A 10,748-nucleotide genomic window follows, 5' to 3' on the forward strand; every position below is an offset into this window, starting at 1 on the left:
GTACCGACCGTACCGGGCTCTGACGGCTCGCTGACCGATGACATGGATAAAAACCGTGCCATCGCCAAGCGCATCGGCTATCCGGTGATCATCAAAGCCTCCGGCGGCGGCGGTGGTCGCGGCATGCGCGTGGTGCGCAGCGAAAAAGATCTGGAACAATCCATCGGCATGACGAAAGCGGAAGCCAAAGCGGCTTTCAACAACGACATGGTGTACATGGAGAAATTCCTCGAGAACCCACGTCACATTGAAATTCAGGTGATGGCCGACGGTCAGGGCAACGCGATCTATCTGGCGGAACGTGACTGCTCAATGCAGCGTCGCCACCAGAAAGTGGTCGAAGAAGCGCCCGCGCCAGGCATCACGGCAGAGCTGCGTCGTAACATCGGCGAGCGTTGTGCCAAGGCCTGTATTGATATCGGCTATCGCGGTGCGGGTACCTTCGAGTTCCTGTACGAAAACGGTGAGTTCTACTTCATCGAGATGAACACCCGTATTCAGGTTGAACATCCGGTGACCGAGATGATCACCGGCGTGGATCTGATCAAAGAGCAGCTGCGTATTGCTGCCGGTCAGCCGCTGTCGATCAAACAGGAAGACGTGGTGGTTCGCGGCCATGCGGTGGAATGCCGTATCAACGCCGAAGACCCGAACACTTTCCTGCCAAGCCCGGGCAAGATCACCCGTTTCCACGCGCCAGGCGGTTTTGGCGTGCGCTGGGAATCGCACATCTATGCCGGCTACAGCGTGCCGCCGTATTACGATTCTATGATCGGTAAGTTGATCACCTACGGTGACACCCGTGAAGTGGCGATCGCGCGTATGAAGAATGCGCTGGCGGAGCTGATCATCGACGGCATCAAGACCAACGTCGAGCTGCAGATGAAAATCATGTCCGACGAAAACTTCCAGCAGGGTGGCACCAACATCCACTATCTGGAGAAAAAACTCGGCCTGCACGAGAAGTAATGGCAGCGCAGAGCAAATCAGAGGCCGGTTAATCCGGCCTTTTTTCATTTTTGTCGCCTTTGAGGTTACATAATGGATTGGCGTTTTTTGCAAGCGAACAAAGAGGCGCGCTGGGCTTTTTATCTGACGCTGGCTTACCTTGCCGTCTGGGGATTTTCCGCCTGGTTAGGTGGGGATGAAATCGGTGTTTTGGGCCTGCCTCGCTGGTTCGAACTTTCCTGCATCTTTGCACCGCTGCTGTTTATTGTGTTGTGCTGGCTGATGGTGCGCATCCTGTTCCGTGATATGTCACTGGAGGACCATGATGGACGCTGAAATCATTCTTCCACTTCTGGCTTATCTGGTGCTGATTGCGGCACTGTCTGTTTTCGCCATGCGCAAGCAGCGCCAGGGTAACTTCCTGAGCGAATACTTCCTCGGCAGTCGTTCTATGGGTGGCTTCGTGCTGGCCATGACTATCACGACCACTTACATCAGTGCCAGCTCGTTTATTGGCGGCCCCGGTGCAGCTTACAAATACGGTCTTGGCTGGGTATTGCTGGCGATGATTCAGGTGCCCGCCGTGTGGCTTTCCCTTAGCGTGCTGGGCAAAAAATTTGCCATTCTGGCCCGCCGCTACAATGCCGTTACGCTAAATGACATGCTGTATGGCCGGTATGGCAGCACGCTCTTGATTTGGCTTTCCAGCATTAGCTTGTTAGTGGCCTTTATCGGCGCGATGACGGTGCAATTTATCGGCGGTGCTCGTCTGCTGGAAACGGCGGCAGGTATTCCTTATGACACTGGTTTGCTGATATTTGGCGGTACTATCGCACTGTACACGGCTTTTGGCGGTTTCCGCGCCAGCGTACTCAATGATGCGATGCAAGGCCTGGTGATGCTGATCGGCACTTTCCTGCTGCTGTTTGCCGTTATCCACCAAGCCGGTGGGCTGGAAACTGCCGTAACGAAACTACGCACCATCGACCCGCAGCTGGTCTCGCCAGAAGGCGTGGGTAATGTCATCAATCCCACCTTCCTGAGCTCTTTCGCCGTGCTGGTCTGCTTTGGCGTGATTGGCTTACCGCATACGGCTGTGCGCTGTATTTCCTATAAAGACAGTAAAGCCATGCACCGCGGTATTGTGCTCGGCACGATTGTGGTGGTGATCCTGATGCTGGGTATGCATCTGGCGGGTGCGCTGGGGCGTGCCATTATTCCAGACCTGACCGTTCCCGATCGCGTCATTCCGACATTAATGATCACGGTGCTGCCTCCAATGGCGGCAGGCATATTCCTCGCCGCGCCGATGGCGGCAATCATGTCGACGATTAACGCGCAGCTATTACAATCCTCCGCTACGCTGATCAAGGATCTGTACCTGCGTGTTGCGCCCCAGCACAGCGAAAATGAAGCACGCTTGCGTATGCTGTCAGGCAGCATCACCTTTGTGCTGGGTGTGCTATTACTGCTGGCTGCCTGGAATCCGCCCGATATGATTATTTGGCTCAATTTGCTGGCATTTGGCGGGCTGGAAGCGGTGTTCCTTTGGCCACTGGTACTGGGCCTGTACTGGGAGCGAGCGAATGCGACTGGCGCGATTAGCGGCATGGTGGTGGGTGCGGCCTGTTATACCTTGCTCGCTAGCCTGAATATCGAACTGTGGGGGTTCCACCCTATCGTCCCCGCATTGACCTTAAGCCTGTTGGCCTTTATCGCAGGCAACCTGTTTGGCAGCACGCCTGATGTGCGCAATGCTGCAGTGGAATAAAAGAGAAACGCTATGCCTTGGATTCAAATCAAAATTAACAGTACCGGTGAAAATGCCGAACCCCTTAGCGATGCACTGATGGATGTCGGTGCAGTGTCAGTGACGTTCCAGGATACCCATGACAACCCGGTTTATGAGCCGCTGCCAGGGGAAACCCGTCTGTGGGGCGATACTGATGTGATTGGCCTGTTTGACGCCGAAACTGAGATGGACGATGTGGTAGCCGAACTGAGCCAGCATCCCCTGCTGGGATCGCACTTCCACCACAAGATCGAACAGATCGAGGACAAAGACTGGGAACGCGAATGGATGGATAACTTCCACCCAATGCGCTTTGGTGAACGTCTGTGGATCTGTCCAAGCTGGCGTGATGTGCCCGATCCAAACGCCGTTAATGTGATGCTGGATCCGGGACTGGCGTTTGGTACGGGTACCCATCCTACCACCTCACTGTGCCTGACCTGGCTCGACGGTCTCGATTTACAGGGCAAAACCGTGATCGATTTCGGCTGTGGTTCCGGGATCCTGGCGATTGCAGCCTTGAAACTGGGGGCTGCACAGGCGATCGGTATCGATATCGATCCGCAAGCCATCCAGGCCAGCCGCGATAACGCCGAGCGCAATGGCGTCTCTGAACGTCTGTCACTCTATCTGCCGCACCAACAGCCCGATAATCTGCAGGCTGATGTCGTCGTGGCTAACATCCTTGCCGGCCCACTGCGCGAGCTGGCACCGCTGATTAGCGTCTTGCCAAAAGCAGGTGGCCATCTGGGACTGTCAGGCGTACTGGCAAGCCAGGCAGAAGGGGTTTGCGAAGCCTATGCCGAACGCTTTGCGCTGGACCCGGTGGCCGAGAAAGAAGAGTGGTGCCGCATCACCGGCGTACGTCGCTAGTCTTCATCACTGGCCAGCCCAAGCTGGCCAGTTAACCGTTTGAAGCGCTGAGCCCTGACATTCGCCATCGCCATGCTTTGAAAAGCCCTACCTGTACCCTACGCTCGCAAAATTAGTACAATTAATAATCACATTGCCGTCATTTCTTTGGCTAATTACCTGATGTAGCGGTTTTTATTTTGTGATTTTGTGCATGTTTTAAGAAAAATGTTTGTTCACAATTTCAGCATATTTTTTTAATGCACTGAATTTTAAAGACTATTATAAGATGAGCTTATGTTCAGGCCGATTTCCATGATCTTTGACGGCGAATTGTTCAAAGTTTGGCCTTTCATCTTCGGTAAAAAATGCGTAATATACGCCGCCTTGCGAACAGTTAGGGTCACTTCTTTTTCATGCGCATTGGACAATATCAGCTACGTAATCGACTCATCGCTGCGCCTATGGCCGGGGTAACCGACAAGCCATTTCGCACCTTGTGTTATGAGAACGGCGCCGGTATGACTGTCTCCGAGATGCTGTCATCCAACCCAGAAGTTTGGGCCACTGACAAATCCCGTTTGCGTATGGTGCATAGTGACGAGCCCGGTATTCGCGCCGTGCAAATTGCCGGTTGCGATCCTGATGATATGGCGGCTGCCGCACGCATTAATGTGGCGTCTGGCGCGCAAGTCATTGATATCAACATGGGCTGCCCGGCCAAGAAAGTGAATCGTAAGATGGCAGGTTCAGCGCTGCTGCAGCATCCGCAACTGGTGGAGTCTATCCTCCTTGCGGTAGTCAACGCAGTCGATGTACCGGTTACGCTGAAGATTCGCACTGGTTGGGACAAAGATAATCGTAATTGTGTAGAAATTGCCCAATTGGCTGAACGTTGTGGCATTCAGGCTCTCACCATTCATGGCCGCACGCGCGCCTGTTTGTTTGAAGGGCAAGCTGAATACGACAGCATTCGGACAGTTAAGCAGAACGTTTCCATTCCGATCATCGCGAATGGTGACATTACTGACCCGCATAAAGCCAGAGCGGTGCTCGACTATACCGGAGCCGATGCTCTGATGGTTGGTCGCGCTGCTCAGGGAAGACCGTGGATCTTCCGGGAAATCCAGCATTATCTGGACACAGGGGAGCTGCTGGCACCTAAGCCGCTGGCTGAAGTGAAGCAAATGCTGATTGGGCACATACGGGAGTTGCACGACTTTTATGGTCAGCGCAAGGGATACCGTATTGCTCGTAAACACGTTTCCTGGTATTTACAGGAAAGTGCTCCTGATGACCAGTTTCGGCGCACATTCAACGCCATAGAGGATGCCAGCGAACAGCTGGAGGCGTTGGAGGCATACTTCGAAAATCTTGCGTAAACGAAATAAAGAGCTGAAAGAACTATGTTCGAACAACGCGTAAATTCTGATGTACTGACCGTTTCAACCGTTAACTCACAGGATCAGGTGACGCAAAAGCCACTTCGTGATTCGGTTAAACAGGCACTGAAGAACTATTTTGCTCAACTGAATGGTCAGGATGTTAGTGATCTGTATGAGTTGGTACTGGCTGAAGTCGAGCAGCCTCTGTTGGACATGGTCATGCAGTACACCCGTGGCAACCAGACCCGTGCAGCACTGATGATGGGTATCAACCGTGGTACCCTGCGTAAGAAGCTGAAAAAATACGGCATGAACTGATTGTTCTTTGCTGCGCTAACGCCAACCTTCGGGTTGGCGTTTTTGTTTGTATCGCCCAGATAGTTTCCCTGCGTTAACAACGCATGAAACAATTGTCGCGGATATGGTAACGATAGTTGCAATTGCATCCGTGATATTGTGTCACCCTAAGCGCTAACGCATTGTCCTAAAATGTCCCTGTGCTTGTGCGCCATAACGCCCGCCAGCCCTTTCTCACTGTGATCCTGCACCCTTTCAGACGTAAGCTTGCAAACCTATACATTTTGTCCTGAGTGATAGCTCACACTGCTTCCATATAGTGAAACTTTTTGCACTATTTGTGATCGTGGCGTCTCGTCATGCTGCCTTTTGGTGCGCCATAGTAGCCATAACTTTCTGGTTCTTTCAGTTTATTAAAAGATCTTTCCAGTGAATTCAGGATTCTGCAAACCTGGCATTACCTTTGCAGAGTTGTGGATGGCTCACCGCCACAGACAGAAAAAAGCGCACATAAAAGTGCGCGTAAACATAACAACACACGATCTCGCCACACAGGATGCTTTATGAAAAAGATGATGCTTTCCACCCTGGTCGCTGCTGCCTCGCTGTTCGCAGTTGCTCAACAAGCGCATGCGGGCACCACGTTGGATGCCATTAAGAAGAAAGGTTTCGTTCAGTGCGGTATCAGTGACGGCCTGCCAGGCTTCTCTTATGCTGATGCAAGCGGCAAATTTACCGGTATCGACGTGGACGTTTGTCGCGCTGCTGCGGCGGCGGTATTTGGTGATGCCAGCAAGGTGAAATACACCCCGCTGACAGCCAAAGAGCGCTTCACTGCGCTGCAGTCAGGCGAAGTGGATATTCTGTCACGTAACACCACCTGGACTTCATCACGCGATGGCGGCATGGGCTTCCTGTTTGCTGGCGTAAACTACTATGACGGTATCGGCTTCCTGACCCATAAGAAAGCCGGACTGAAAAGTGCAAAAGAGTTGGATGGCGCCACTGTCTGTATCCAGGCTGGTACCGATACCGAGCTGAACGTGGCTGACTATTTTAAAGCCAATAAAATGCAGTACACCCCAGTAACCTTCGACCGCTCTGACGAATCCGCGAAAGCACTCGACAGCGGTCGCTGCGATACCCTCTCTTCTGACCAATCTCAGCTGTATGCACTGCGCGTTAAACTCGGCAAGCCAGATGATTTCATCGTGCTGCCAGAAGTGATCTCTAAAGAGCCGCTGGGCCCGGTGGTTCGTCGTGGTGATGACGATTGGTTCACCATCGTCAAGTGGTCACTCTACGCCATGTTGAACGCGGAAGAGATGGGCGTGAGCTCGAAGAATGTTGACCAGATGGCAGCGAAACCAACTACCCCTGATATGGCACACCTGTTAGGTGCTGAAGGTGACTTCGGTAAAGATCTGAAGCTGGATAACAAATGGGCTTACAACATCATCAAGCAGGTCGGTAACTATCAGGAAGTGTTTGATCGTAACGTTGGTAAAGACAGCGCATTGAAAATCGCGCGCGGCCAGAACGCACTCTGGAATCAGGGCGGCATCCAGTACGCTCCACCAGTACGCTAATTCTGACTTGCCAGTCGGGCACCGCACCCTGCGGTGCCCACGCGTATTCTTCACTGAGGTTTCAACATGTCACAACGCCCAACCGTAAAGAGGGATTTTTCATTTGGTAATCCTACGGTTCGCGCCTGGCTTTACCAGATCATCGCGATTGTGGTGGTTTTCGCTGTGGTGGGATATCTCATCCACAACACCGTGATTAACCTGGCCAATCGCGGCATTACATCCGGTTTTGGATTTCTTGAGCGCAATGCCGGTTTCGGCATCGTCCAGCACCTAATTGATTACACTGAAGGCGACACTTACGCGCGCGTATTTATGGTGGGGTTAACCAACACCCTGCTGGTCTCTGCGCTCTGTATTGTGTTTGCTTCTATTCTTGGCTTTGCCATCGGCCTTGCTCGTCTTTCTGACAACTGGCTGCTGCGCAAACTCTCCACTATCTACATCGAGACGTTCCGCAACATTCCGCCGCTGCTGCAGATCTTCTTCTGGTATTTTGCCGTACTGCGCAATTTGCCAGGGCCTCGTCAGGCATTAAATGCCTTCGATCTGGCTTTCGTCAGTAATCGTGGCTTGTATATTCCCTGGCCTGAATACGCGCCCGGCACCTGGCCTTTCCTGATTGCACTGGCACTGGCACTTTTCGCCAGTTGGGCACTGTTCCGCTTCAACCGTAAGCATCAGCTGAAAACCGGACAGTTGCGCCGTACATGGCCTGCCGCTGTAGGATTGATTGTGCTGCTGCCACTGATCGCCCACACGTTGTTTGGTGCGGCTATGCATTGGGATGTACCCGAACTGCGCGGATTCAACTTCCGTGGCGGTTTTGTCATGATCCCTGAGCTGGCAGCGTTAACCGTGGCGTTGTCGGTGTACACCTCATCATTTATTGCTGAAGTGATCCGTTCGGGTATTCAGTCCGTACCACATGGTCAGAATGAAGCCGCGCGTTCACTGGGTTTGCCTAATCCAGTCACGATGCGTCAGGTCATTATTCCCCAGGCGATGCGCGTGATCATCCCGCCTTTAACCAGCCAGTACCTTAACATCGTGAAAAACTCATCGCTGGCGGCCGCCATTGGATATCCGGATATGGTGTCGTTGTTCGCCGGTACCGTGCTGAACCAAACGGGCCAGGCGATAGAAACCATTGCGATTACCATGGCGGTCTACCTGATCATCAGTCTGATCATTTCGCTGCTGATGAACCTCTACAACCGCAAAATTGCGCTGGTTGAGCGTTAAGAGAACGGGATCATTATGTCTGTAACCACACACGAAACATCACCAGTACCCAGCAATGCGCTTGGAAAAGCCTGGCTTTGGGCACGCAAAAACCTGTTTTCCAGTTGGCTGAATACGCTATTAACGCTGTTCAGTATCTGGATCATCTGGAGCCTGATCCCGCCGGCATTGAACTGGTTGGTATTCCAGGCAAACTGGATTGGAGAAACCCGTGCTGATTGCACCAAAGCGGGCGCATGTTGGGTATTTATCCACGCGCGTTTTGGCCAGTTTATGTATGGGCTATACCCACACGAGCTGCGCTGGCGCATTAACCTGGCGCTGGTCATTGGCTTGATTTCCATCATTCCAATGTTCCTCAAATCGATGCCAAATCGTGGTCGCTATATCGCCTGCTGGGCTGTGGTTTATCCCATCGCTGTCTGGCTGCTGATGTACGGTGGCTATTTGGGGTTGGACCGGGTTGAAACCCGCCAGTGGGGCGGTTTGACGCTGACCCTGATCATTGCATCAGTGGGTATCGCAGGCGCACTACCACTGGGCATTTTACTGGCGCTGGCGCGTCGCTCAAAAATGCCGGTGGTACGCACTTTATCGGTGATATTCATCGAGTTCTGGCGCGGCGTTCCGCTAATAACCGTGCTCTTTATGTCATCAGTCATGCTGCCGTTATTTATGGCAGAAGGCACCACCATCGACAAACTGGTACGTGCATTAGTCGGCGTTATTCTGTTCCAGTCGGCTTATGTTGCGGAAGTGGTGCGCGGTGGCCTGCAGGCACTGCCAAAAGGCCAGACTGAGGCGGCAGAATCCCTGGCACTGGGTTACTGGAAAACACAGCTGCTGGTCATTTTACCTCAGGCACTAAAACTGACCATACCTGGGCTGGTGAACACCATCATTGCCCTGTTTAAAGATACCAGTCTGGTGATCATCATCGGATTATTCGATCTCTTCAGTAGCGTGCAGCAAGCCACCGTTGACCCCACTTGGTTGGGTATGTCGACCGAAGGCTATGTGTTTGCTGCGATGGTCTACTGGATTTTCTGTTTCAGCATGTCGCGCTATAGCCAGTATCTGGAGAAGCGTTTTCACACCGGGCGTAATGCGCACTGAGGTTTTACATGACAAATATGATGAGTAATGCGGCTGACGCCATGATGATTTCTCTTGAAAACGTGAACAAATGGTACGGTCAGTTCCATGTTCTTAAAGATATAAACTTGCAAGTCAAACCGCGTGAACGCATTGTCCTTTGCGGACCCTCCGGCTCGGGCAAATCAACGACCATACGCTGCATCAATCATCTGGAAGAGCATCAGCAAGGCCGTATCGTGGTGGATGGCATTCATTTGAATGATGATGTGCGCAATATTGAGCGTGTCCGTACCGAAGTTGGCATGGTGTTCCAGCACTTCAATTTGTTCCCGCACTTGAGCGTGTTGCAGAACTGCACCCTGGCACCGATCTGGGTGCGCAAGATGCCGAAGAAAGAAGCGGAAGAGCTGGCAATGCATTACCTGCAACGTGTACGTATCGCAGAACATGCACACAAGTTCCCAGGCCAGCTGTCTGGTGGACAACAACAGCGTGTCGCTATCGCCCGCTCACTCTGTATGAAACCCAAAATCATGCTGTTCGATGAACCGACCTCAGCACTCGATCCCGAGATGGTGAAAGAAGTGCTCGATACCATGATTGGTCTGGCAGAAGATGGCATGACCATGTTGTGTGTGACGCACGAGATGGGCTTTGCGCGTACCGTGGCGGACCGCGTGATCTTTATGGATCGTGGGGAGATCGTCGAAATGGCACCGCCTGAAGAGTTCTTTGCTAACCCTAAATCTGAGCGTACCCGCGCCTTCCTGTCTCAGGTTATCCACTAAACTTCATAGCGTTAGATTCAAGCCTCTGTTCGCAGGATCAGGGGCTTTTTTCAGCTCTCAGATGGTAGTTCTCTGGGAAAACAAAGGATTAACACGTTATCTTCAGGGGTTTTGTGCACAAAAAAGCCCTGAACTTTCGTTCAGGGCTTCTGTGTTTGATGCCTGGCAGTTCCCTACTCTCGCATGGGGAGACCCCACACTACCATCGGCGCTACGGCGTTTCACTTCTGAGTTCGGCATGGGGTCAGGTGGGACCACCGCGCTAAAGCCGCCAGGCAAATTCTGTGTGCCGTGTCCTGTGTCTTTTACGCTACTGCTGCATTCGCGTTGCTCAGTCACATACTTTAGTATGCTCTTTCGCATCGTCTTACTTGCCGCATTGCTTCAGCGTAAAATCCTNGTGTGCCGTGTCCTGTGTCTTTTACGCTACTGCTGCATTCGCGTTGCTCAGTCACATACTTTAGTATGCTCTTTCGCATCGTCTTACTTGCCGCATTGCTTCAGCGTAAAATCCTTCGGACTTGAGTCCGCAGGGCACTGCAAATTCTTTTACCGAACTCACGCTTTAAAACTGGTGCTGATACCCAGAGTCGAACTGGGGACCTCACCCTTACCAAGGGTGCGCTCTACCAACTGAGCCATATCAGCACACTTTAATTTGATGCCTGGCAGTTCCCTACTCTCGCATGGGGAGACCCCACACTACCATCGGCGCTACGGCGTTTCACTTCTGAGTTCGGCATGGGGTCAGGTG

General features: G+C 52.5%; 10 protein-coding genes, 1 tRNA gene and 2 rRNA genes. 10 read left to right on the forward strand and 3 right to left on the reverse strand.

Annotation, left to right across the window (positions count from 1 at the left end):
* The 10 genes from ACPUC8_RS25745 to ACPUC8_RS25790 all read left to right on the forward strand — a co-directional run.
* On the forward strand, window positions 1–969 hold a 969-nt coding region (locus tag ACPUC8_RS25745), incomplete at its 5' end, for an ATP-binding protein (RefSeq protein WP_494927734.1).
* Window positions 970–1,041: 72 nt separating this feature from the next.
* On the forward strand, window positions 1,042–1,284 hold the full coding sequence (locus ACPUC8_RS25750; RefSeq protein WP_039336876.1) for a YhdT family protein: 243 nt from the start codon (window positions 1,042–1,044) through the stop codon (window positions 1,282–1,284).
* Window positions 1,274–2,719, forward strand: a complete 1,446-nt coding sequence (gene panF / locus ACPUC8_RS25755; protein ID WP_058974029.1) for a sodium/pantothenate symporter — start codon at window positions 1,274–1,276, stop codon at window positions 2,717–2,719. The genes ACPUC8_RS25750 and panF overlap by 11 nt, the downstream gene beginning before the upstream one ends.
* A gap of 12 nt (window positions 2,720–2,731) precedes the next feature.
* The gene (gene prmA, locus ACPUC8_RS25760) at window positions 2,732–3,613 is read left to right on the forward strand and encodes a 50S ribosomal protein L11 methyltransferase (RefSeq protein ID WP_039336881.1); all 882 of its coding nucleotides are present in this window, start codon (window positions 2,732–2,734) and stop codon (window positions 3,611–3,613) included.
* 395 nt (window positions 3,614–4,008) lie between these two features.
* Window positions 4,009–4,974, forward strand: coding sequence for a tRNA dihydrouridine synthase DusB (dusB, locus tag ACPUC8_RS25765; RefSeq protein WP_039336884.1), 966 nt, complete (start codon window positions 4,009–4,011; stop codon window positions 4,972–4,974).
* 24 nt (window positions 4,975–4,998) lie between these two features.
* Window positions 4,999–5,295 (forward strand): DNA-binding transcriptional regulator Fis, encoded by a 297-nt coding sequence (fis, locus tag ACPUC8_RS25770; RefSeq protein ID WP_003855228.1) that lies wholly within the window; start codon window positions 4,999–5,001, stop codon window positions 5,293–5,295.
* A gap of 542 nt (window positions 5,296–5,837) precedes the next feature.
* Window positions 5,838–6,863: an amino acid ABC transporter substrate-binding protein gene (locus ACPUC8_RS25775; RefSeq protein WP_039336890.1), complete on the forward strand. Its 1,026-nt coding sequence runs from the start codon at window positions 5,838–5,840 to the stop codon at window positions 6,861–6,863.
* A 66-nt stretch (window positions 6,864–6,929) separates the two neighbouring features.
* The gene (locus tag ACPUC8_RS25780) at window positions 6,930–8,108 is read left to right on the forward strand and encodes an amino acid ABC transporter permease (RefSeq protein ID WP_039336892.1); all 1,179 of its coding nucleotides are present in this window, start codon (window positions 6,930–6,932) and stop codon (window positions 8,106–8,108) included.
* A 15-nt stretch (window positions 8,109–8,123) separates the two neighbouring features.
* Complete coding sequence (locus tag ACPUC8_RS25785) at window positions 8,124–9,224, forward strand: amino acid ABC transporter permease (protein WP_039336893.1); 1,101 nt, start codon at window positions 8,124–8,126, stop codon at window positions 9,222–9,224.
* Window positions 9,225–9,232: 8 nt separating this feature from the next.
* Window positions 9,233–9,994, forward strand: coding sequence for an amino acid ABC transporter ATP-binding protein (locus tag ACPUC8_RS25790; protein ID WP_039336895.1), 762 nt, complete (start codon window positions 9,233–9,235; stop codon window positions 9,992–9,994).
* A gap of 160 nt (window positions 9,995–10,154) precedes the next feature.
* Here the strand turns inward: ACPUC8_RS25790 and rrf (ACPUC8_RS25795) are convergent.
* The 3 genes from rrf (ACPUC8_RS25795) to rrf (ACPUC8_RS25805) all read right to left on the reverse strand — a co-directional run.
* A 5S ribosomal RNA gene (rrf, locus tag ACPUC8_RS25795) occupies window positions 10,155–10,270 on the reverse strand.
* A 296-nt stretch (window positions 10,271–10,566) separates the two neighbouring features.
* Window positions 10,567–10,642: transfer RNA gene (locus ACPUC8_RS25800), tRNA-Thr, on the reverse strand.
* A 15-nt stretch (window positions 10,643–10,657) separates the two neighbouring features.
* Window positions 10,658–10,748, reverse strand: a 5S ribosomal RNA gene (gene rrf, locus ACPUC8_RS25805); the annotation flags it as partial.

The organism is Pantoea sp. CFCC18177, from assembly GCF_059412425.1.